Annotated in this window: 16 protein-coding genes; 5 read left to right on the forward strand and 11 right to left on the reverse strand. The window is 44.3% G+C overall.

Annotated elements, in window-relative coordinates; genetic code table 11:
• Positions 1-98: 98 nt before the first annotated feature.
• The 3 genes from FKN05_RS06690 to FKN05_RS06700 form a co-directional block, all read right to left on the reverse strand.
• A complete protein-coding gene (locus FKN05_RS06690; RefSeq protein ID WP_170887142.1) occupies positions 99-3362 on the reverse strand; it encodes an ExeM/NucH family extracellular endonuclease in 3264 nt (1087 codons plus the stop codon).
• Between the two features lie 30 nt (positions 3363-3392).
• Complete coding sequence (locus FKN05_RS06695; protein WP_245869332.1) at positions 3393-4487, reverse strand: porin; 1095 nt, start codon at positions 4485-4487, stop codon at positions 3393-3395.
• 551 nt (positions 4488-5038) lie between these two features.
• Positions 5039-7030 carry a bifunctional metallophosphatase/5'-nucleotidase gene (locus tag FKN05_RS06700; RefSeq protein ID WP_099611875.1) on the reverse strand — a complete coding sequence of 664 codons (1992 nt, stop codon included), beginning with the start codon at positions 7028-7030 and terminating at the stop codon, positions 5039-5041.
• A 146-nt stretch (positions 7031-7176) separates the two neighbouring features.
• Here FKN05_RS06700 and panE point away from each other — a divergent pair, with 146 nt between their 5' ends.
• From panE to FKN05_RS06715, 3 genes are read left to right on the forward strand one after another with little or no spacing between them, the layout of a single operon-like run.
• Positions 7177-8067, forward strand: a complete 891-nt coding sequence (gene panE, locus FKN05_RS06705) for a 2-dehydropantoate 2-reductase (protein WP_170887143.1) — start codon at positions 7177-7179, stop codon at positions 8065-8067.
• Positions 8064-8663, forward strand: coding sequence for a DJ-1 family glyoxalase III (locus FKN05_RS06710; protein WP_099611874.1), 600 nt, complete (start codon positions 8064-8066; stop codon positions 8661-8663). The genes panE and FKN05_RS06710 overlap by 4 nt, the downstream gene beginning before the upstream one ends.
• Positions 8664-8669: 6 nt before the next feature.
• A complete protein-coding gene (locus FKN05_RS06715; protein WP_170887144.1) occupies positions 8670-9881 on the forward strand; it encodes an aminotransferase class V-fold PLP-dependent enzyme in 1212 nt (403 codons plus the stop codon).
• A 27-nt stretch (positions 9882-9908) separates the two neighbouring features.
• Here the strand turns inward: FKN05_RS06715 and csdE are convergent, their stop codons facing one another.
• The 4 genes from csdE to FKN05_RS16900 all read right to left on the reverse strand — a co-directional run bounded on the left by csdE (position 9909) and on the right by FKN05_RS16900 (position 13135).
• Positions 9909-10334, reverse strand: coding sequence for a cysteine desulfurase sulfur acceptor subunit CsdE (gene csdE / locus FKN05_RS06720; protein WP_099611873.1), 426 nt, complete (start codon positions 10332-10334; stop codon positions 9909-9911).
• A 62-nt stretch (positions 10335-10396) separates the two neighbouring features.
• Complete coding sequence (gene tcdA, locus FKN05_RS06725; RefSeq protein WP_161426795.1) at positions 10397-11206, reverse strand: tRNA cyclic N6-threonylcarbamoyladenosine(37) synthase TcdA; 810 nt, start codon at positions 11204-11206, stop codon at positions 10397-10399.
• Between the two features lie 82 nt (positions 11207-11288).
• Positions 11289-12392, reverse strand: coding sequence for a murein transglycosylase A (mltA, locus tag FKN05_RS06730; RefSeq protein WP_170887145.1), 1104 nt, complete (start codon positions 12390-12392; stop codon positions 11289-11291).
• Between the two features lie 71 nt (positions 12393-12463).
• Positions 12464-13135 carry a DUF2850 domain-containing protein gene (locus tag FKN05_RS16900; RefSeq protein ID WP_245869310.1) on the reverse strand — a complete coding sequence of 224 codons (672 nt, stop codon included), beginning with the start codon at positions 13133-13135 and terminating at the stop codon, positions 12464-12466.
• Between the two features lie 34 nt (positions 13136-13169).
• On the opposite strand from FKN05_RS16900, the gene argA reads away from it, so the two are divergent.
• The gene (gene argA, locus FKN05_RS06740) at positions 13170-14504 is read left to right on the forward strand and encodes an amino-acid N-acetyltransferase (RefSeq protein WP_099611872.1); all 1335 of its coding nucleotides are present in this window, start codon (positions 13170-13172) and stop codon (positions 14502-14504) included.
• Positions 14505-14721: 217 nt separating this feature from the next.
• Complete coding sequence (locus tag FKN05_RS06745) at positions 14722-14904, forward strand: hypothetical protein (RefSeq protein WP_099611871.1); 183 nt, start codon at positions 14722-14724, stop codon at positions 14902-14904.
• Between the two features lie 37 nt (positions 14905-14941).
• Here the strand turns inward: FKN05_RS06745 and recD are convergent, their stop codons facing one another.
• The 4 genes from recD to FKN05_RS06765 form a co-directional block, all read right to left on the reverse strand.
• On the reverse strand, positions 14942-17074 hold the full coding sequence (recD, locus tag FKN05_RS06750) for an exodeoxyribonuclease V subunit alpha (protein ID WP_170887146.1): 2133 nt from the start codon (positions 17072-17074) through the stop codon (positions 14942-14944).
• On the reverse strand, positions 17071-20679 hold the full coding sequence (recB, locus tag FKN05_RS06755; protein WP_170887252.1) for an exodeoxyribonuclease V subunit beta: 3609 nt from the start codon (positions 20677-20679) through the stop codon (positions 17071-17073). Before recB ends, recD begins: the two co-directional genes overlap by 4 nt.
• A 255-nt stretch (positions 20680-20934) precedes the next feature.
• Positions 20935-24393: an exodeoxyribonuclease V subunit gamma gene (recC, locus tag FKN05_RS06760; RefSeq protein WP_170887147.1), complete on the reverse strand. Its 3459-nt coding sequence runs from the start codon at positions 24391-24393 to the stop codon at positions 20935-20937.
• An 89-nt stretch (positions 24394-24482) separates the two neighbouring features.
• Entirely contained in the window at positions 24483-25451 is a 969-nt protein-coding gene (locus tag FKN05_RS06765) for a TDT family transporter (protein ID WP_099611869.1), read from the reverse strand.
• Between the last annotated feature and the right edge of the window lie 100 nt (positions 25452-25551).

Genomic DNA, 25551 nt, shown 5'->3' on the forward strand with positions numbered 1-25551 from the left:
CGGAAAAAGACAAAACCAAAGCTCCTCAGCCTCTATGCCGCATAAATAGAAAAAGCCGCTCTATCCAAGAGCGGCTTATAAATAACAAGATTACTCAGTTAGTGTGTACGGCGAGAGCGACGTAACCAGCCAAATGTCAGTAAAGACAAGAGGCCAAAGCCACCCAGTGAGCCACCTGAACCTGAGCCATCATAGCTTGGCACAGCAACTTTACCCGTACTGATACCATCGGTTTTAGCAACTTCAATCGTCATTTCTTTACTAGAACCAGCCACTTCAGACCAAGTTACTTCAGCGTCATTGGCTTTCGTAACGGCTTGATCATCTTCAACATCTTGACGCATTAGATACATGCGAACGGTGTATTCACCACGTGGTAAATTCGCCACGTTAAAACTTACCGTTTGAAGGCCATCTTTTTTCAAGCCAACCACAGGGATCTGAGGTTTATCATTTGATTTCAAACCGCTCGTGATGACTAAATAAGCTTTATCGTCTTTTTTAGCATCGGCATTGACAACAAATGGAATATCGACTCGGCTACTATCAATGGTAAAGCGCACTGGCTGTGAACCTGGTTCAGCATATTTATACGATAACGCCATAATCACAGGATCATGATCCGATGAACGGAAGGCGGTGACTTTGGGCGCACTGTAATCTTTATCAGTACCGTGGAAAATACCAGGATTGTCACCAGCATTTCGTTTTTGATAATCAAACAGCGGAGTTTCTGAACTGTTAATGTTCCAGTCAATTGCATCCACCACGCGTGATTTCAAACCAGGGCTAACCAACATATGGTCTAACGAGCCAATTTCATCGTTGTAAGAGTAACTCCAGCTTGGCTGGCGACCTTTCTTCTCATCCATCATGTGTACCGCATTGGTATACCCAAAAGAACGAGTAATCACAGCACCATTAGAACCAAATTGAGGTTGATTACCAATCCAAGTATCACGAGCCGCCGTCAATACTTTATTTGTCGGATTGCTGGTCAAAACGAGCATAGGATCTTCTTTAGCATACGAGTTTAAGTCCCCCATAATGATACGATCATTATCTGGATAACGTTTAGCTAATTGTTCACCTAATTGAACGGCCCCTGCAACACGGAAGTTCTCGCAGTTACCTTGCTTATCGACATCAATAGGATTGTTGTTATTATCCTTAACTTGGAAATCTTCCCAACACGCCGAACCTTTTGATTTTAAATGGTTGACTGAAACCGTTAGTTTTTTACCGGTATTATGTACTAAGAAGGTTCCCGTTAACGAATCACGTTGGTAAGCTCGACCACTGCCGATCAATTCGCCTTTACTATTGGTGATCACATTACCATTATCGTCTGTCAATGCGGGGGCTTCTTGACGTGGCATAGGAATAATATCCACCTCTTCCAAGGTCACCTTACTCGGACGATAAATCAAACCGGTAGTAATCGCATCAGAACCTACGGTATCTTCTGCCGTGATCATTCGATCACCATTGGTATCAAAAGCAACAAAGGTATAGCGATTGCCTACGTAGTTGTCATAATGTCTTTTGGAATAACGATCTTCAGTATACTTATCGTTCAGCGCATCAACCAACTCTTTAATCGCACCATAGTGACCAAAACCGTTATTTTCTACTTCCATCAAGCCGACAACATCAGCATTCATGCCATATAGCGCTTCAACTAATTTGGCTTTTTGCAGCTCAAATTCCACTTGGCTTTCTGCGCCACGATTTAATCCATGAGAGTTATAGTCCCCTTTAAATGGCGAGTTGAAAAAGTTTAATACGTTTTTCGAGCCCACGCGTAATACAAACTCATCGGCAGCCACCTTAGTTTGTAAACTCGGTTTGTTTTGTCGCGCACTATTATTTGATTTAAAGTTTGCTTTTGTGACAATAAAATCACTGCTTTCTGGCAAAATCAATCGGTATTCATTATAGCTATAATCTAAGACACCGCGCATATCCACAACACTGTCATTGACACGGATTGCGTTGGCGTTTGGATTGGCATTCCAAGCTGGGAAGTAAGGAATCTCACTATCCGCTTTTGCATCACTTTCAACAAACACTCGGCGGTCTTGGTTTTCACGTATTGCGGCTTTTGACGCTTCAGAGCCAGCGGCGGCTAACTGGTTCGGATGCATATTGGGCCGTTCATAGGCAATCACCATGTTGCTTCTTCGCGGAGCATAATCAAAACTAAAGGTGCGGCTGACCCGCATATCTTGTTTACCCTCTAGCTCAGAATTCATATCTTCCGGCAAAGTAACTAACATCCCTTCATAACGCTCTAGTGTTGCACGGAAGGACAATTTTCCATCTTCAGTGTCCAATTCAGGAATCACAGTAATAGGGGTTGGAGCGATTTTATTGACCGTTGCGTCCATCACTTGGAATTTATTGACGGTGGTTTTCAGCTGAGTACGGCCATAAAACTCTTCAACTCGACCTTGGAAACATAAGGTTTGCCCTACATGCTCGTCTTTTGCCCCTGAAAAGGTCACCAGTAGCCCATCAGAGGTTTTAGCGTTGCCATCACCATCTTTATCTTGGATGTAATAACCTTTGGTCAAGCCAGTGGTTGCTGCCACCACCACACCTTGAACAAAATACTCGCCATCGCTGATGTATTTTTTATTCTCGACATCCACCATAGGTGAATGCCAGCCATCACCCTGAATCGCATACGTTGGTGTCAGAGTCTGTCCTTCACAAACACCGACTTCCGGTTCTGGAGGAATAATTGCGCCGGATAATCCAGAGCCTAAACCTTCTGGTGAATCTTTGGCCGATGAATTCCACTCATCCGCTTTAAAGACCGCACTTGGTTTAGACTCATTGCCGGTATTGCGTACGAAGGTCTGATCTTTGCCCCATTCTTCACCAGAGATGCCGACAATATCATGCGTTTTGCTGCGATATTCAGTTTTCTTTGCCTCATCATCAATTTTGCAATCAGATTCATCACCACAAGATGGGGTAATCGGATAAGCAATAAATAAGGCATCATCACCATTAAAGCTCACATCAGCCACTTTAAGTTTGGCACCAGCAGGAATAGTCGATGCAATATCCGCATTCAGATCTTTATGGTGGATAACAATTGAAGCTCCGGCAGCCAATGTAACACCATTGAGGCGGTTAATTTCTTGAAAGTAGGAACCACCATTGCCATCCATATATAAGGCGGTATTTTCAAAAGTATGCGCATCACTACCCACATTGGTAATTTCAATCGCTTTATTAAAGCCCGATCCTTCAAGATAACGTGCAATGACAATATCATTAATATCGGCAAACGCGGGGGCGGCCAATGAGCTACCAACCGCTAATGCCAGGAGAGACATTTTATGTTTCATAAGTATATCCTTGATTCTTCACAGAGCCGGTTAGAAAAAGACTTTCGCTTTGGCATAAACATCTTGGTAGGCTTCACCGATATTGCCTTCCACTTCAATCACAGAAGCGCGACTCGGTTTATAACGTACCCCAATAGTTTGGAAGCTACGACTGCGTCCCATCGCTTCCCATAGCTCGACATCGCCGCCCCACTGCTGGCTTCCTCTATCCCAATCTTTATAGGCTTCATAGTTAACTGAACCAACCACATCCCAACGCTCATTCAAGCTATATTGGAAAGAAGCTAAACCGCCTTGGTTCTTAAATTCTTGATAGCGATTACAGACTTTAATCGCCGGATCGACCCAAGGATCGGAAGTGGTCGTACACTCACCGATTTCTTCATATTCAATAAAGCCATTTAGGCCAAGTAACAATTGTTCAGTCACCGCATAGCGTAATCCAACACCGTACAGTTTAAACAAACCATATTTCGACTCACCAGAAGAGCCATTACGACGCTCTGCACCAAGCACCATTGAAAATTCATCACCAAAGTAACCCACATAGCCATTGGTAATATTGCCTTGAGCTTGGCCTGATGAAGATTCACCTTTATAGCTGTAAGAAACCCCTACGGCAAACTTCTGATAGTTACCTTCATATTTTATGGTTTTAGCTTGGTCGCCGGCTTCTCCCGTCTCCGCACCGGTATCAAATGTTAAATCACCGTAAGCATCATAATCATCAAATGCAGTATCCGTTAAACCAAATTCCACATAGTGGTAAGGGCTATATCGATAACCCAGCCAAGCTTTATCGATATGCAGCACCATATCACCTGTACCACCGCGCCAATTTTCACGCTCGTAATCTAATTCGATACGGTAATCAAAAATGCTCACACGGCCTTTCGAGCCGAATGTAGCGAATGTGTCATCAATAAAAGAATCATCTGAGTGGTATTGTTTATATTTGGTTTTATTGCCGAAATAGCCACCAACACCAACTTCACCAAATACATCCATATAATCGCCATTTTCGGCGTTATAAACTCGAGCTGCTTGGCTCATCATAGGTAAAGCTAAAAATACAGCGGACAGTGCCAAAGGTAGCACTGATTTTCGGGAGTTTATTACTCGCATGCCATTTTCCTTGCTATAAAGAGAGGTTCTTACAAAATGAGTGTCTCATCACAATGAAATGCAATTTTAACCTTATTAATATTTATTTTTTGTGATCAAAATTCATATAAAAAGCTCAAAAAAAATACAACCCTGAAGCAAGAAACAACAAAACCCTTTAAATACAATGTGTTAACTAAAGAAAATAAAGTTCAAAATTGATAAAGTTTTCTTAATATCGTGATAAAGCTCTCATCAATAAAAAATTAGCAGTAAAAAGCAAACGTTTCCCTTTGATTTTATTGAAATTTAGTAACAAAAATAAGCGCAACAATACTCATATTAAATTTTCAAATGGCAATAAAAAGTAGACAGTTCATTTGGTCGCGTATCGTTTATTTCATGAACAAAATAATGACCAATACTCAACTATTGATTGATAACAGCATCAAGAAAAATGATTTAATAAATAGCAGATTATTTTTTGCTCGTTATAAAAAAGCGCCTCTCTGATACAGAAAAGGCGCTTTTTATTTAATCAGTCACTTTTATTTAATGAGTAAATTACGTGATTATTTTATTCGATTGAGTGTCACGACCGGATAATCTAATGCTTGTAAAATAGGCTGCTGTTCAGCAATATATTTCACGACGGCACGCGCATCGGTATTACACAACACATGCTCAGCCTTACAGTTAAGCGGTTGAGATTGGTAACGAACTTGATAGCGTCCGTCAACTTCTTCGATATGGCTAACTGGGAAGGCGGTTAATTTTCCATTCACGTAGGCTAAATCCACTCGACCGGTTTCTGTTTTTTGCGCGTCAAACAGTGGTGTCCAACCATCATTCCCCGTGGCATTATAGCTATTCATCGCCACATTATAGGTTTGGTCGTCCTGCAATGGGGTCCAGACTGGCTGCTCTAACGAACCGGTATTGACTTCGATCTGCGATAATTGACCTTTTTGATGTGCAACCGTTTCATCAAACACATAACGCAAGTTTCCGCCGTAAGGGAACTTTCCGGCATGCGCACTTGGTGGTAATGTGTCAGTGACCGTTTTGCTAATCAACGCCTTAATCACCGAGCCTTTCACTGGCACAACCGACATAAAGTTAGCGAAAGGCAGCATTTCAAGCGTTACATCCCCTTCTCGATATTCACCTTCACTAATATTGGTGCGAATTCCACCCGCTCCCGTTAAAGCAAAATCGACTTTCATGCCAGTGACTTGAGCCACTTCATCACTGGCAGCCCAATAATATTGCCCTAAGGCAACAATCGGAGCAACCCGAGAACCGTGCTGATCTGAATTATTATCGCCAGGTCGACGAGCATGACGAATTTCCTGTGGCACATTGGCAATCACCTCACCATAAGCTTGCTCGACGGCCGGTTTATAGTGCGAATCAATATGCTTTCTCAACTGCGCCTGTTCGGCGGCAATGGCAATGTTACGTTGACGCTCGATAAAACGAATGGCTTTGCTTTTTTCGCTGTCACTGAACGCGCTTTCGGTTTGGCGATTCGCTTGATGATAAAATTCATCATTACTGAGTAAGGTATTCTGTCCTGCACACGAAACTAATTCACCTTGAGCATCAAAACTTACCTTCGTTTTCCCAATCGCTTGAGCGAATTCTCCGGCTTGTACGACACAGGTTTTACTGGCACCGTTAGGGTTGGTCACTAACTGGGCATAAATGCCATTATTACTTAATCCTAAATTGGTAAAATCTCCCAACAAAGTGTGTGAGTGCCCACCAACAATCAGATCAATACCATCCACTTTACTAGCAATATCTAGATCAACGGCATTCCCGACATGGGTGACCGCAATAATATTATTCACCCCTAACGATTGCAGCTCATTGACCGTAGCTTGAGCTGAAGTGACCATATCAAAAAATTGCAGATCACCGGTATTCGGGGCAATATTCGGCATGTCATCCAACGCGATACCAAATACCGCCACAAGAGGTTTGTCTTTAGGTAGCTGCTTTACGTCATCAATGCGTTGCTTGTTAAATCCATCAAAAGCATAAATAACATAAGGTTTTAAATTGGTTTGATCTTTGAGATCGTTATCCATACTCGCATCAATGTTAGCGGCCAGTACGGGGAAATTGATCTGATTTAAAAACTCATTGAGTTTTTTGTTGTTTAAATCAAATTCATGATTGCCTAATGCCATCGCATCGATCCCCATACGACTGAGAATGTCTGCATTCATTGCACCTTCATTGATTTTGAAGTAAGCGCTTCCTTGCCAAGCATCGCCACCATGCAGAAATAACATGCTGTTGTTTTGTTTTTCCGCTTCTGCTCGATACTCATTCGCTTTAGTTAGAATACGAGGGTGCCCGCCAAATTCGTTATACACGCGCTGGTTATTAATGTAAAAACTAGAACGGACAGGATCAAAACTAGAATGTGTGTCGTTAATATGGGCAATAGTGAGATCAAAAACGCTGTCTTTAGAGGGCTGGATATCACTTTGGCTGCATCCCAGTAGTGCTAGCGCAATACTACTGGCAAGTAGAAGACGGTTACATCGCATAACTTTATTTCCTTATTTAGCTTAAAGTCACATAGTTGATGTAATTTAAAGGAAAATTCAATTAACTTCTGTGATATGAAATAGATAATGAAGGTAAAATAGCATTTTCATTCGCTATGAATAGAACATATGTTTATGAAGAGATGATGAATATAATAATCCTCGGCCCTGGAGCCATTGGCAGTTTATGGGCTTACCAATTACAACGTTCTGGCCATCGTGTCGCGCTATGGGGAACGCAACCTTGTCAGCAGTGGTCAATCGCTCAAGATGATGACCCAGCGATCTCTTATGCTTATAACCAACCTGCCACCCTGTCTGATGCTGATGCGGTATTGATCACCGTTAAAGCATGGCAAGTTGCTCAAGCCTTGACGCCGTTACTTCCTCACTTAGCGCCAGAGACCATGCTCATTTTTATGCATAATGGCATGGGAGCGCTGGATACCTTGGACAAATACATCAGCCCACATCCTGTTATTCTCGCCACCACAACACACGGCGCTCAGAAAAAAACACCTCACCATGTAATGCATACCGGACAAGGCATAACCCAACTTGGAGCCTATAATCCGCTCGGCGAACCGTGTTCTTTTTTAGCACAAGTGTTGGATAACGCACTACCCACTGTCACTTGGAATCACACCATTACTCACGCGCTGTGGCACAAACTGGCGATCAATTGTGTGATCAACCCACTCACCGCGATTCATCAATGCCGCAATGGAGAGCTTGCACAACCTCATTATCGCTCAATCATTGAACAACTTATCGATGAACTCATCCCTGTCATGCAAGCCGAACAGATACCCTGCCATAAAATGGAATTAACCCACACGATTGATCAAGTCATCACAGCAACGGCAAAAAATTACTCCTCCATGCAGCAAGATGTTGTTTATCGTCGCCAAACCGAGATAGACTTTATCACTGGCTATGTGGTGCAAAAAGCTCAGCAGCATGGGCTGATGATGCCAACGCATCTGAAGTTGTATCAGCACATTCGCTCAATAGAAACAAGTTGGATACCGTCATGAAAAAACGCATATTGGTCCCGATTGCTCCTGGAACAGAAGAACTAGAAGCGGTCACCATCATTGATATTTTACGTCGTGCCGATTATGAAGTGATTATCGCCAGCGCCGATTTTTCAGGCCAATTAAACGTGCTTGGATCTCGGGGGATTATACTGACAGCCGAGTGCCAACTGGTTGATGTGGCCGATGAAGAATTTTCCGCTGTTGTTCTCCCAGGTGGGCTCAAGGGAGCGGAAGTATTACGCGATAGTACCTTGTTAGTCGAAATTCTTAGACAGCAAAAATACGATGGTCGTCTGGTGGCCGCCATTTGTGCCTCACCTGCCGTGGTTTTAGAGCATCATCAGTTATACCCTAAGGCGATCATGACCGCTTACCCCAGTTTTCAAAATCAGATTTCTCAAGATCGCTGGCGTAACCGGCGAGTGACCTTTGATGTTAACCATAACTTACTGACGAGCCAAGGGCCGGGTAGCGCACTCGAATTTGCGATAGAAATTATTGCTCAACTATCAGGAAAAGCGGTGGCAAAACAAGTTGCACTTCCTTTAGTTCCCCTTCCTCAACTGCACTACGAAAAATTAAGCGAAGAATAATTTCCTATGTTAGATATCACCGCCATCCGTGGGCAATTTCCCGCATTAACACAGCAGATCAATCAAGCACCGCTGGTTTATTTAGACAGCGCGGCCACCACTCAAAAACCACAATGCGTGATTGATACCTTGAGCCATTATTATGCAACACATAATGCCAATGTTCATCGGGGAAGCCACGCCTTAACGGCTCAAGCCACTTCACAGTTCGAAGCCGCACGACACTGTGTCGCAGAGTTTATCGGCGCAAAGCAGAGCTGCAATATCATTTGGACACGAGGCGCGACTGAAGCGCTCAATCTGATAGCCCAAAGCTATGCTCGTAATACGTTACTTCCGAGAGACGAAATACTGCTTTGTGAAACAGAGCATCACGCCAATATCGTGCCTTGGCAAATGGTTGCCCAGCAAACGGGAGCTAAAGTGGTCAAAATCCCAATGACTGAGCAAGGAGAATTTGATTTAAACGCTTTTTATCAAAAACTTACGCCGCAATGTAAAATCGTCTCACTGGCTCATGTGACCAATGTGACAGGAGCACGTAATCCAATCGAGTCAGTGATTAAAGCGGCCCATGATATTGGTGCCATTGTGGTAGTCGATGGGGCGCAAGGCATTGTCCATGAGAAGGTGGATGTTACTGAACTTAATGCCGATTTCTATGTGTTCTCCGGCCATAAACTGTACGCCCCAACCGGAATTGGAGTGCTGTATGGCAAAACCGACTTATTAAACTCGATGCCGCCTTGGCATGGCGGCGGAAAGATGGTGGATAAAGTCTCTTTTTCCGGCACGACTTATGCCGACCTACCGGGAAAATTTGAAGCGGGAACGCCCAATGTGGCTGGCGCATTAGCGCTCGCCTGTGCGATTGAGTGGTATCAAGCTTTTCCTAAGCCTGCGGTGTTACAACATCTGCATGAGTTACAGAGCAAAACCTATGCGGCGCTCTGTGAAATAGAGGATGTCAAGGTGATTGGCTACCAACCCCAATCCAGCATTATCAGTTTTATTTTACAGGGCGTGCATCATCAAGATGTTGCTACCTTATTGGATCAACAAGGGATTGCGGTACGAGCGGGCCATCACTGTGCACACCCGCTCATGGAAGCATTTGGCTTACAAGGTACGGTACGCATTTCATTTGGAATATACAACAACGAACAAGATGTAGAGCAATTTATCCATGCACTCCATAAAGCCGTTGAAATATTGTAGGATAATTGGGCAAGATTTAGGGCGGGGTTATCCTAGATCTTGCAAGATTTTATCCGCCATGGCTTTTAAACCATTTCCCCGAGATGGGCTTAAATGAGCCAATAAGCCAAGTTGGGAGAAATAACCATCAATATCAAAACTGAGGATCTGCTCTTTGGTTTTGCCCTCAAAAGCAGCCAGCAATAAAGCAATCAGCCCCCGCACAATACGAGCATCTGAATCAGCACAAAAATGCCATACCCCCTCTTGCTGTTGACTGACTAACCAAACCTGGCTCTCGCACCCTGCGACACTCACTTGCTCACTCTTTAATGCTTCTGGCATAGCAGGTAACAGCTTCCCCCACAGGATCAACTGTCGATAACGCGCTTCCCAGCCTTGTAGGGTCTGCATCACAACCAGGACATCATCACTGGTAATCTCTGAACCAAAGGGGTGAGAAGGAAAAAGCATGCTCTATCTCCAATGATAAAAATCAGCGGGTTAATAATAAAAAATAAAAATAATTCAATCGATTAAGCGCGATGCTTTTGAATCAATTTCTCAATGATACGAGCAACTGCGACAAAACCAAAACTGGCCGTTACCACCGTAGCAGCGCCAAAACCACTGGCGCAGTCCATACGCTTGGGGCCTTCCGCGGTTGATTTTACCGCACAAACCGAACCATCCGCTTGAGGATATTTAAGCTGTTCGGTCGAAAAAACGCACTCAATACCAAATTTACGGGCCGGATTGGTTGGAAAATGATGATGGCGACGCAAACGGTCTTTGAGTTTTTTCGCTAAAGGATCTTGAATCGTCTTGGTTAAATCTGCCACTTTAATTTGCGTGGGATCCGTCTGCCCACCCGCACCACCGACGGTGATCACTTTTATTTTATGGCTGCGGCAATAAGCCAGCAACGATGCTTTAGCCGGTAAGCTATCAATCGCATCGAGTACGTAATCAAAATCTTTACTCAAATAAAGATGCTGATTGTCAGGGCTGATAAAATCATCAATCAAATGGATTTGACATTCAGGGTTAATCCGTTGAACACGATCCGCCATCACTTCAATTTTGCTCTGCCCGACCGTACCGTTCATGGCATGAATTTGTCGATTAATATTCGTGACACACACATCGTCCATATCAATCAAAGTTAATGCACCGATACCAGAACGTGCCAGCGCTTCCACAGCCCATGAACCGACCCCACCAATACCAATCACACACACATGTGCAGCACGTAAAATTTCCACTTCACTGTGACCATATAATCGACGGGTTCCACCAAAACGTTGGTTATAACTGTCTGAGGCAGGCGTTTCGAGTTCACGCATAACAAGCTTCCACCACTATAAAAGCCAAAAAGAAAGAGTGCGATTTATACGTACTCTTTACTCAAAAGTCTAGTTTCGCAAGCTACTCCCGCTTTTCAGGAGGCAGCGACCAAGGCGCTTGAGTGGGCGAGTTATCTAAACCTAATTTCCACACGCGGCCAAAATGCTTGTAATGACCCGCTTCTATTCCAGCTCTTGGGCCCATGCCATGGTATAAATCGAGATGGTTTTGTTTTACCGCACCGCCGGTATCAAGCACGATCAATAGCCTCAGTTGGTGTGTTCCCGACCAAGTGCCATCAGCATTTAATAGTGGAACTTCAGCTAAAATTGGCGTGCCCATGGGGAATAGGGTTCTGTCACCCGCCACCGATGCCAGCGGTAATAATGGAATCCCAGCACTGCCGGTTACTGGCGCGGCTGCATTCGGCCGGAAAAAAACATAGGACGGGTTCTGCTCTAACAGCTCTTTCACCGTCGCTTCATCATTGGCAAGTACCCATTCTTTAATCGCTTTTAAAGACATATCGGCCCGTTTCACCAAACCACGCTCAATCAAAACGCGTCCAATACTGACATACGCTCGGTTATTTTTCCCAGCATAAGCAAAATATTCTAGCGTATCGTCATCCTCAAAATGAACAAAACCACTTCCTTGCACTTCCATAATAAACGGATCAATTAAGTTAGCAGCATACCCAAGCTCTAGCCCTTGCCCTTCTAAAGCACCTGCGTATATGTCAGCGCGGGTTGGACACTCATCACCGCACTCTGGTAATGCGTAAACGGGGTAACGAAACACCTCATCCGGACGATGACGAAGCTCCATGACTGGAGAAAAATACCCGGTAAATAACACGTTACCTTGCTTATCACCGCCTCCCAGCTGTGCCATTTGGACGCCAAACTGGGCCAGCTCAGCCGGATCACCACTTTGCAAAACCCATTCATTCAGCTTTTCATACAATGATTGATAAATGGCCGCCATAGCGGCAGAACGAGTGACGACTTGTTCACTTTGTTCGGCAAACGCACTGAAATCACGAGGAGAATTAGAAGTAACAGCATCCACTTTATTTAAAATTTGTGGCAATTGATCATCCAAATACTGCTGCGCTCGATCTGTGGGTTGTGCACAACCAAATAAGAGTGCCAACATAGCGTAAGAAAAAAAACGTTTTATCACTGGGATCTATCCATCTTGGGTATGAACGAAAAGCATGACAAACTCCTCTGCGAAGAGCAATGACAGAATCGTTAGCGAAGTGGTTTTTTATGTTTTCCTGACAATTGAAAAATAGGCTTATAGTGATGAGATGACATCAGCTTCATTTCGGTACTGGCTGCATTCAACATTTGATACTCGACCTTTTGATCGCCAACATAAAACGTTAATAGACGGCCATTATATGAGTAATGAGTCGCAACCAGATGCCCATTCATCATAATTGCCTCATCGCGTATTTCGATATGCTGGGCTGCATAGGGGGCAACATTTTGCTCAATCCAGACGCCATGAATCTCGCTCTTTGCTGGTTGAAATTGCTCCGAAATACGCCCCCATAGATTGCTGTAGAGTAAGATAGCGCCAAGTGTTCCTAGCAACGCCACCAGCATCAGCAATCGTTCAAGACTTTTGTGTTTTTTCAATAACTTTATTTGTTTTTTCAATACATAGCCCTCTTTGGGTACAACCACCGCGAGCATGCCGGCATCAACCAATTGATAATTGAAATAAGAAAAACAAAAACCATGCTTAATTAGTATACATAAAAGCCACAAATCATGCCCATAAAAGCACAGCCATAATGTTAGCGGATAAATCATTTGCAGCGAAATGATTTGAAAAATAAATGAACTTAGCTGCCGCTCACAAGGTCCCTCACATTGGGAGGAAAAACACTTGCTTACGAGTGAATAAAAAGTCATTATTTAAGCATAATTAATAAACCAAGTGCTCACTATGAAAATTCGCAGTACCGCCCTCGTGAAAGGGTTTAGACAGTCAGCGCCTTACGTGAATGCGCATCGTGGAAAAATCATGGTCATCATGTTAGGTGGTGAAGCGATTGCCGATAAAAACTTTTCCAATATAATTAGTGATATTGCGCTACTGCATAGCCTTGGGATCAAAATAGTCCTCGTGCATGGCGCGCGACCACAAATCAATCAAATCTTAGCCACTCACCAACGCACAACACCTTACCATAAAGGCATTCGGATCACGGATGAAGAAGCGCTCAGTTTGGTCATGCAGGCGGCAGGGCAGTTGCAACTGGCGATTACTGCTCGGCTTTCAATGAGCTTAAACAATACCCCAATGGCCGGTACACAACTCAATGTCGTGAGCGGTAATTTTGTTATCTCTCAGCCTTTGGGGATCGATGATGGCATCGATTATTGTCACAGTGGCCGCATCCGTCGTATTGATATTGACGGAATTAACCGAACACTCAATCAAGGTTCAATCGTATTATTGGGCCCCATCGCTAGCTCAGTGACTGGCGAATGCTTTAATCTCCTTTCTGAAGAAGTGGCCACACAAGTTGCTATTCGATTAAAAGCCGATAAGTTAATTGGCTTTTGTGCAGAACAAGGGATTATTGACCCGCAGGGAAATTCTATCGCCGAGCTATTTCCCAGCGAAGTCGAAACCTTAATGACACAATTAGAAACCACCCACGCTCCTCATGAAGATTCAACCGGTACCCTACGTTTTTTACGTGCAGCCATTACCGCTTGCCGAGCAGGAGTTCCGCGTAGCCATTTAATTAGCTACAAAGAAGACGGCGCTTTAATCCAAGAGCTATTTTCTTTTGATGGGATCGGCACACAAATTGTCATGGCCAGTGCAGAACAAGTTCGTCAAGCACAGATTGATGATATTGGCGGTATTTTTGATTTAATTCGCCCACTTGAAGAACAAGGTATTTTAGTCCGTCGCTCTCGCGAGCAACTTGAGCAAGAGATTCATCAATTTACTATTATTGAAAAAGATAGCTTATTGATTGGCTGTGCTGCACTTTACCCTTACTCTAACGAAGGAATGGCTGAAATGGCCTGTGTCGCGATTCACCCTGAATATCGAGATGGCGACCGGGGTTTATTACTACTCAACCATATGAAAAATCAAGCAAAAAAAATGGGTATTCATCATTTATTCGTATTAACGACGCATAGCCTACACTGGTTTAGAGAGCAAGGATTCATTGAGGTGGGAGTTGAACGCTTACCGATGGCCAAACAAAGCCTGTATAACTATCAACGACGCTCTAAGATCTTAATTTTGTCGCTCTAGATACTCTGTACATAAAATGATCACTTGCAATGCTTATGCAACTGTGTACAATTCGCTTCGATGTGATTTAGATCTACTTTTTCACACCAATAGGACACATTATCCACTCATACAAAACAGCAAAAAAAAGAGATGGATAGGCTAGTCTAAATAGATGATTTAGACGTCGCATGGATGGCTTTTACTACTCGTACCAGTAATTAAGAGCATAATATCTATGAAAACCGTAATTTGTAACTCGCTGCAAAGCTTTTGGGATATGGCAGATAACCATTTTTTAGAAGGTTTAGATGTTCATTGTGTCTTTCCTGTCTGTGAAAATCTACAACGCTTTTTATTAGAATCAAAAGAACGCTATAAAATCCGCAATATTACCTTCACAAAAGCTCTACAAGCTTAATCAATCCCTATTACTTCTCAAGCAAGGCTATCAACGGTTAATCTTCCGCTTGCATTAACCGTTCGACCAAACCACTGGCGCGCTCTGTTTTTACTGTAATACATCGTTTGAGTACGGCCATATCGGCATAAAGTGCTAGGCGTTGTTTTGCTCGCGTTACTGCGGTGTAAATAAGCTCACGCGTCATGATAGGGCTAACATTTGGAGGTAAAATTAATAGCGTGAAATCAAATTCACTGCCTTGCGATTTATGAATCGTCATCGCATAGGCGGTTTCATGGGCAGGAACTCGGCTCGGTAATACGGCTTTTATCTGGCCATTTGGTAACTCAAAATAAACCTTGAGTCGCCGATTAGGATCATTGTCATCGGGCAAGCAGACACCAATATCACCGTTATACAACCCGAGAGCATGATCATTTTGGCTAATCATAATTGGTCGCCCGGCATACCATTGTTCATCTTGGTATTGAATCTGTTTTTGCGCCGCTAGTGCGCGTTCAATACGTAAGTTCAGGCCTTGGACACCAAACTGTCCCTCTCGTACGGCACATAATAATCGACAACGGCTAAAGGCTGTTAAAACGGCTTGTGCTTTGTGCTGCATTGATTCTGGCTGGCCTAATGGATCGCTGTACGACTGATTCATCCGCTGTAAATAGCCCGAGTAAGCCTCCACCAAGGTCTGCAATAGATGTCGGTAATTGTCACTGGTGATCGGAAAATGCTCAATATCACAAAAGCCTTGCTGCCAAACCTGATGAAGTTTTTCAACATCACCACAGTTGATCGCTTTGGCCAGTTGCCCGATCCCTGATCGGGCATCAAAACGATAACTTTTTTGCAGCATACATAAACTATCGGCCAACGGATGAGTCAACGCTCGGGTCGAGTAAGAAGTTAAACAGGAAAATCCGGTCAGCTCAGCCAATCGCTGGCGCTGAGACATTGAATATCCTTGTGATACAAAACTGCAAATATCGCCCAATACTGCTCCGGCCTCTACTGAAGCAAGTTGATCTTTATCCCCCAGTAGAATGAGCTGTGCATGTATAGGTAAGGCTTCGACTAATTTACTCATCATGGGTAAATCGACCATGGAGGCTTCATCTACCACCAATATATCCACATGTAATGGATTTTTACGGTGATGACGAAATTCAGCACTTTGTGGAATAGCACCAAGCAATCGATGTAACGTACTCGATTCGGTCGGTATTCGAGCTTTCAGAGCAGGATCAATGGCTAATTTTGCCACCGCTTGTCCAATCGATTCGGTTAAACGAGCGGCCGCTTTGCCCGTTGGTGCCACTAATTTAATCAGTGGTGTTTTACCTTGTTGATGAGCTTGACGAACTAAAGCGGCCAGTAGTTTAGTTACGGTGGTCGTTTTCCCGGTTCCCGGCCCGCCTGAAATAACGGCAAACCGACGAGTCAGGGCAATGGCCGCCGCCACCTTCTGCCAATTTATGCAGCAACGCTCTGGGACTAATTCATCCAATAAGACCAGATCACTAGCTCTTTGAGCGCGAACCAATACCGCGTCAATTGCTTGCCAATCAAGCGCCTCTTCTTCCACCACATCTAACCAATCACAAACCAAACGTTGGCGAATTACCGAAGAATCATGTTGATCCTGTAACGCCATAAAGAGCGCTTGGTAGTTTCGGGCAAATAACTCATCTAAACACGACTTAAGGTTTTGAACCATGGGAAGCTTTAAGCTCATTGGTGTACCAAAGCTTTGTAAATATTCAGCCAACGTCGCTTCATACTGCCAGTACCGATGTAGATATAAACGCCGTCCATCAAAAATTAACGGCACAACATCCTGTTGGGCACCGATGATTGAACATTGCGTGACCAGCGCTTGCCAGTCAATCGAATACCACAGTTCGTTAACGGCCTCGCCCAAGTTGCCATGCAAGCCAAGCTTACTGGCTAAGGCTGTTTTTTGACCACACTGGTCAAATAAAGGCAAGCAGATATGTCCTCGGCCTAATTCGGCACTGATGGCAGCACTAATGAACAATAACATCTGTTGCTGCTGGCTAGATAAAGCCTGCTTTTTCACGCACCCAAGCATAAATCGTGCAAATTGATAATCAAGCTGACGCAACGTACCCTGTTTAACCCATTGCATTAATTGAATTAATGGCTGCTCAATCATAAATCAAACTCCATCTGTCCTAAGTCATTAACCGGCGGTAATGCAGTCTGACCATCAATCGCTCGCTCTAGAGACTGAATAAATTCAAAACTCGGTTTGGCATAAAACACGCCACAGGGCGATTGCCCATCCATGCCGCGTAAAAAGAGATAATACACGCCCCCAAAATGAACCTGATAATCATAATCGGCTAAACGGCTACGCAAAAAACGATGCAGCGCTAATGTGTATAACTGATATTGCAGATCATAGCGATGCTCAACCATCGCCCGCTCAAGCGACTCGCCTTGATAGGCCTGCCGCTCATCTCCCAAATGGTTTGATTTCCAGTCTAATAGATAGTATTTACCTTTATATTCAAAAACTAAGTCGATAAACCCTTTCAACATACCTTGCACTGGATAAAATCCCAACTCCCCCGCTTGAGCAGATAATGGATCATAACGATGCGCCATTCGATTGAGTTCTGGGGCGGTTAATAGTTCAATCGGTAAGAGAAACTCCATCTCCGTTAAGCGCTGTGTTGGGGCCATTTGGTTAAGAGATAACGCTTGACCATCCAACGGGGTACTTAACACCGTTTCAACCAGGTTTTGCAAGACCTCAAGCCACTCAGGCTCAATTTGATAACGCGCCATTAAGCTTTCAATCGTCATTCGATTGTTCTCACTATATGCTGACTCAGTAAACTCAACATCTTCGAAGATCGCGTGTAAAAAGGTACCGGGAGTGGCACCACGAGGAAAAGTAAAAATGCTGCGTTCACTGCCGTCAGTCAGCAAACGCTCATCTTGCTCTCCGGCCGAATCAATATCAAACCCTATCGGTTCAAGTACACCTTCTTGTCGAGGTGTCCCTTGCTTTAGTAATCCAGAATAGCTGGTTACACGCCATGAACGGTCAATCGAAACTTGTAACGTTTCAGCACTAAGCTCTGGTTGTGACACATTGAATGGACTAAAAGGTTCAAGTTGCGGCTCTGGAGGGTCGGTGACCACCACAGAATTAAGCGTCACCTGCTGAGATAGGACGCGAGTCAAGGTAGCAATGTCTCCCAGTTGCCCGTTTTGCAATAAATATCCTAGAGCACTTAAATGTACCCCGGTCGGCTCTTTGGTTGAACGTCCATTACGCAGCGGTGCAACGCCAACAAAGCAGCCATAAACGGCGCGAGTTAGCGCGACATAGATAAGGCGCAAATCTTCCGCTAATCGTTCTTTATCAGCTTGCTGTAAGGCGGCATCACTTTTCATCATATCAAGTACGGTTTTACCGCTGGTCAGGTCATAATATTTTCCTTCTTGCGCAACCCGATAGCTCAAGGCAAAAGGTAAAAAAACCAAGTCATATTCAAGCCCTTTCGATTTATGAATGGTGACGATTTGCACCAGGTTTCGCTCTGATTCAAGGCGCAACATCGCATCATCATGGCTACTGCCCGCTTGAGCATCCTCGATCGATTGAGCGAACCAGCGCAATAAACCATGATCACTTTCAAGCATTTGAGTCGCTTGTTGCAGTAACTCACTCAAGTGCATAAAATCGGTCAGTTGCCGCTCACCATGGGTCTCAGCAAGCCAGCGTTCTGCTATATGTCGCTGGCTCAATACTGAGCGTAACATGGGTAGCACACCACGCTCTTGCCAAAGCTTTCGATAATACTTGAATTCATGTTGTACCGTTTCCCACTCATTTTCATCATTATTGAGTAAATCTAACTGAGCGGCATTCAGGGCGAACAGGGGGGAAGCGAGTGCACTACGTAACGCTTTTTCATCTTCTGGATGTAAAACAGCCAGCAACAAGCGCTGAATATCTGCGGCAACCACACTGCTAAAAACGCTGTCTCGATTTGAAAGATAAACACTGGCAATGCCTTGCTGTGCCAACGCTTGTTGAATTAAACGCCCTTCACTGCCAGTACGCACGAGTACCGCAATGTTTGCCGGTTCGATAGCTCGATGTAGCTCAAAATAAGCCTCTCCCTGCTGAGCGGCTGTTAATAGTTTCTGAATCTGACTGGCAGTCGCGTCCGCCATGATTTTTTGGTAGTCCCCTTTACTCACCGGTGCATCAGCCTGCTGATACCAATATGTTAATGCTGGCTGAACTTGCCCTGCTAAAAACCACTGCTTTTGCGACGCTTTCGGGCTAGCCTGTACCGGGTAAAAGGGAATGTCTTTATCATAAATAAAAGGGCTATCTGGCTGAGTAAATAACTGGTTCACCGCTGCCACCATTTGCGCGCTAGAACGCCAGTTAGTACCTAATGTGTAATGAGCTGTAACCTGATTTCTTGCGGTAATATAGGTAAAAATATCAGCACCACGAAAGGCATAAATAGCCTGTTTAGGATCACCGATCATAAACCAACCGCAGGTCGGATGCGCCAAATAGACGTGGCTAAAAATATGGTACTGCAATGGATCAGTGTCTTGGAACTCATCAATCATCGCCACCGGATACAACTGACGAATTCGCTCTGCTAATATCCCTTGTTCATCTTGCGCAAGGGAAGCTGATAATTGGCTCAATAAATCATCAAAAGAGAGCCATTGCTGGCTCGATTTTGCGTTAGATAATAACTGTCGACAAACCGTTATGGCATGAGCCATCAAAGGCCCCTGTAAACCGACCGGTTGAGCAAGAAAAGAGTCAATAGTGACAAATAATGGATGATGAGGTGCATTTCCTTTCGGCGTTTTTTCAATAAGAACCGATTGAGAAAAACGACTCAATACATCGGGAATATCATAAGTGATTGTCGCACTAGCCGCCCAAGAGGAAACGCGCTTAATCCATTCCGGTAACGATTTTTTTGTATAGCTCCGTTTATTCACATCTGAATGGCTAATGATCGTCTCAATGTCTTGTTCAACGGCTCGCCATTGCTGTTTCACCGCTTCTATTTTTGCCAACTGACTCTGATGTAATGCGGCAAGATCGTCACTCATCATGGGGGGAATAAAACAAAGGGCTTCACCACTTAAATATCGGCCAATGCTATCTAGTAAGGCTTGAGGTGAAGGCCATAAACGGCGAATTTCTCCAGCAAGGTTAATCGGAAGTGGGTAAAATTGTCGCCGCCAGTAGTCGGCCACGACTTGCGCTTTTAATTGGCTTTCATCGGTAATAAATTCATGATCAAAACGCATTCCTGATTCAAACGCATTCTGGGTCAACATACGCTGACAAAAACCATGGATGGTATAGATCGCCGCTTGATCCATCTGTCGCTCAGCATTCAATAGAAGCTGAGCAGCAAAAGCATGATCGGTGATCTGTTCAAGTAACGGTTTAACGACCGGATCATGACTACTACCACGGCTAAAAGCGATACGAGCCTCATGAATACGACGACGAATTCGATCTCTTAACTCAGCGGTCGCCGCTTCGGTAAAGGTCACCACTAAAATCTGGTCTACGGTCAACGCTTGGTTGTGCCGAGTCTGCAGAGTGCCGTGTCCTAAAAGTAGTCGCAAATATAACCCGGCAATGGTAAAGGTTTTTCCTGTACCCGCCGAAGCTTCAATTAACCTTGCTCCATGCAAAGGAAACGTTAAAGTATCTAACGGGAGCGGGACAATAGTGTCGATATTACTCATCATTTACTCTGCTACTCTGCTTTGAGATATCTATGAATACGAATGTGATCTGGATTGAATTCTTCTATCTGCTCAAGCTGAAACGCCTGAGTACCGAAAGATATGAGAGCTGACTCACGGTGCAGTGCATAGCAACCGATTACACTGCGCCGCATTAATGGAGTACAGCTAACAACTTCTCAACCATTCTGGTCCCTCTGACCTGTGGCCGTACAGCAAACGCCCTACACTAATAATGATTTACTGGCGGCCACCTTACTCTTTTTGATCCGCGCTATCTTGCCGCGATAACCTTGCTGGTTGAATCACCAAGCTGGCCAATAAGCGCACCTGTTTGGCCAGTTCATCATTCCATTCAGGCCAAATTCGAGCAATGTAATCATTACTTCCTTCACCTGGTGAGGAGTAACTCTCGTTAAAAGTATCTGCCATTTTTTTCAGCGCTTTTTGTTCATCCTCAACCCATTTCCCACGGCTAAATCCGGCTTCCACCGCCGCTAAAGCCGTTTTAGGAAAGTAAGGTAAAGGTGCGGTCATCCCTTGATAATATAAGGATACTAATTCTGTTAATCGCGTTTGGGCCTCGGTAGTCTCTGCCAAAATTGGAAAACAATAGTGAGTGACTCCCTCTTTACGATCATAACCAATCAGGTGCGTGACAGCTTGATAGCCCATGGCAGCAAAAACTAAGTGATCAAGCCAAGCGGCGAGGAGATCTTGTGCGCGAATCGCTCCGCTACGATAGCGCACCAAACCCGATTGATACACTTGCGTCAGCCACCCCGTTAACCATATCGGTTTATCCGCGCCGAATGGATGCAATGTCATGGATATTTCAACATCAGGCTGTGGCTGTTGACATAACGTATGAATGCAATCGAATAAAGCTTCCGCTTGAACACGATTCGTCTCTAACTCTAAAGCACCAAAAGCGCCGATTGGCAAACGTCCTTGCGCACGTTGCTGAGCGGCAAACACGTTTAATACTTCTTCCCTTGCCAACGACTGTGGCTGATTAAGTAACGTCGCCAATAACTCATCGCGTAACTGATAACTCGCCAAACCATTTAACGCGAAAGGCTCCTCATCTTTAAGTACATTGAGCGGAGCCTCAAAAGTGACTTTTAATCGGCGTTGAAAAAAATAGCGCACGGGTAAGCGCCAAAAACGTTGCAGTTCAACCCAATCTAACTCAAGAGGATAACTCACTCCCAGCAGATAATCGTCAACTGGCTGGTTAAAAGCTAAACTCGTAGAGCCTTGTCGCAATGCGGCGGGTAACCACTCTTTGGCATAGCTTTTCATTTGCCCCTCAAAAGCCTGCGGACTAAATGGAACCATGGCATGTTGTAGCGTCAATTGAGTTAATAACTTTTCACCCGATTCATCGCTAGGTAAGGTTTCGTCCCCCTGCAAACAGTAGTTTTGCTGGCAATATTCCAATAGTTCACTCACCAGAACTGAAGGTGCTTTGATACTGTTGTCCTGTATTGAGCGACCAACGTAGCTGATATAAAGCCGCTGTTGTGCCGATAAAATTGCCTCTAAAAACAGATAACGATCATCATCACGTCGAGAACGATCACCCGGCCGGATCCGTCGGCGCATCAAATCAAACCCTTCTGCTGGCATGGTACGGGGATAAACACCGTCATTCATACCAAGTAAACAGACTACATTAAAAGGGATAGAACGCATCGGCATTAGGGTACAAAAATTAACTTGACCGGCTAAAAACCGAGGGCTAACACGTATACTTGATAATTGATTGTGCAGATATTGACGAAGGATGGCCGGTGCAATAGCTTGTTGATAACCCGCCTCCTGTAGTGTGTCTTGTAGCACTGCTAAGGTTTCATGGATCGACTGTAAAGCGATTTCAGCGGAAATGTCGACCCAAAAACCATCCGCTAATAATTGTGAAAGGGTCTCGCGCCACTCCGTAATCGATTGAGTTTGGGCTAAACGCCAACGATACTCACTGACCGTTTGGATAAAATGGGCTAACTTACCCGCTAATTCAGCACTCATACCTTGCACTTCATTGTAAGGGGCAAGCGGCATCTCACCCACATCAACAATGCTCGCACTGCTTGACATCGCATAACCGAGTAACATACGTTGAATACCAAACTGCCACGTATTTTGTTCCGTGGCGGGTAAGTCAAACTCTTGCGCCGTTTCACCATTCAACCCCCAGCGAATGCCGCTTTCTTCCACCCAATGCTTAGCAATAGCAAACTCTTCTTCACTGATATCAAAGCGCGCCAATACCGCAGGCGTTTCTAATAACTCTAACAACTCAGAAGCTAAACAACGGGACAGGGGCAAAGATACCCACTGCATGAAAGCATGCAGTATCGGGCTTTCTTGAGTACTAGCACGATCAGAAATCGAATAAGGAATAAACCGCTCTCCCGGCGCATTGCCAAACACCGCTTGTATGTATGGGCTATAAGCATCAATATCCGCAACCATTACAATCACATCTCGCGGCTTAAGTGATGGATCACGATCAAACATTGCCAATAGTTGATCGTGCAACACTTCAACCTCTCGCATCGGGCTATGACACAGGTGCAGAGTCAGTGAATCATCACCGTGTTCAAGCGCGGGTTTATGTTCACTACTGGCTAACCACTGATCATTATGATGCTCTTGTAGGTGTAAAATATCCGCCTGAATATGATGCAACAAGCTATCGCGCGGAATATCAATAAAAAGTTCCAACTCTTCATTCTGGCTCTGCTCTAGTAAAAACAGATTATCTCTTCCCAATTTTCCTAAAGATGCCAGCAAACTGTGCCCTATGGCTTGCTGTGTATGGAGATCGTCACTTAAATAGTCACTGATATTTCCTTTCAATGGGGATGCCTCACCACTCACCATCAATTGTTGCTCAGCCAGCGCTATTTTTTTTCGTCGTTGCGTTTCAAGTCGAGAAAGATAGTGGTGATCTCGGATCTCTCCCCAATAATGCTGACAAGGGTTAGTAAACATCAAGTGCACATCAATATGTTCACCGATAGCTTTTAGAGCATCTAAATAACGAGGAGGTAAAGAAGAGATACCAAAAATAAATAACCGCTTCGGCAATTGTTCGAGCGGAATGTGACCACTTTGCAGTTGATCAATAAAAGTTTGGTAAAGATTGGCTCGATGATAATGAGATTGACCTTGAGCAAGGGTGTCATCGTACAAGGCTTTCCATAAGATAGGCTGCCAAGGATGCTCGTCTTCGATTTCTGCAACAGTTTGATCCGCCTCCCAAGCGGCGATCCAATCTGGACGGTAAACCAGATAACCGTCAAAAATATCGGCAATTTTTTCAGCCAATTGATAACGTTTAGCTTGATCTGAATCCTCAGTTAAATAACGACGTAGTGGTGCAAAAGCTGGCAAATCAAGTAAGTCTGGCAATAAGCGCATTAACTTCCAACTCATGGTTTGCTTGTTAAAAACACTGCGCGTTGGAACATGGGGAATAATTGTCGTAAACATCTGCCAAATAAAACTGGCGGGAAGCGGAAATTCAATGTTAGCCGCGACCCCCATCTCTTTGGCTAACGCCATTTTGAGCCATTGAGACATCCCTGTGCTTTGCACCAAAATATGTTCTTTACGAAAAGGATGATTGAGCGGATCATTTTTGATCAGATGCACTAAAAGAATTTTTAGTGTTTCGATATGATTAGAGTGGTAAACCGTAAACACAATGCACTCACACTACGTAGCCCTTGGTAAAGAGCAGAGTAGCATAAGTGCATTTAACTGAATAATGTTCCTGACCTAAACCATTAAAATTAGGCCTGACTGACCACAGTTCGAGCGGGAAGATAAAACATCAGATAGCGCAATGCGACATAACCCACAACCAAAGTAGCGATCATTAACTCACCAACAGCCAACAGATGTACCTGTTCAATATAATGTGGCGCGACAGAAACCTTTTCCATCCAATGGGTCATTTTAAATAGTGCTGTTGCACCGATAACCATTGGGAAAGTAAACGCTGCATAACCTGGACTGAAGGGCAAACGCAGCAACTGAGTAAAAGCCAAGTAAATGATGGCTGTCATTAAAACCGCTATTCCAAACAGCAGCGCAATAATGACTGGCGATGGTTCAGCGGTTACGGTTAAGTAGCCCGCTAACGATAAGCTTGCAGGTGCAGCTAAAATTGCTAAAGTTGGTTTGGCCGCATCAGGTACTTCATGCGTGAACATAAAGCGATAAATCATCATCGGTAACATGACAGCATAAACCACCATACCAAACAGCAGGGCACCTTGGGCAATCGGTGCTAGTGCTGGGTTTCCTGAAAAAGAAACATCTGCCACAATAATCCCCACAGGAGGCACAAACCAACTGGGCACCATATGGTGTAGTTCAAATGCTTTGGCGCGATGGTAAGTAAAACTGACCAAAAAAATCACATGTAACACTACTGCCAATAACCAAAGGCTATCCCCCGCCATAGGAAAAAACTGCCCGACGGAATGTGACACCACCATAGACGCCATAGCAAATGTCGGTACCACACTACCGACCACTGGATGCGCTAAATCTTCTCGTAATGCATGGTTATGCCATAAAAACTTCATCGCCAAAATCAACAATAAAACACTGGCAATTGCCGCACCAGACCACTGGCCGACCCCATGTAAATCCGCCGCATTTTCCCAGCTCCAACCTAAGCTGGCAATACCGAGAGCCAAACCTGCCATGGGGGTTGGCGCTCCCATCACTTTTGTTTTTGCTGCTTGAATCATATCGACCTCAATACACAACACCATTGCTAATTGACGGCATAATACGCTTGCTTAATGTTTGAATATATCTAATTATTTATAACAAACGTTCAATAAAAGT

This window comes from Vibrio sp. 1-1(7) (genome assembly GCF_013048485.1).
In the GTDB taxonomy this organism is placed as follows: domain Bacteria; phylum Pseudomonadota; class Gammaproteobacteria; order Enterobacterales; family Vibrionaceae; genus Vibrio; species Vibrio fujianensis.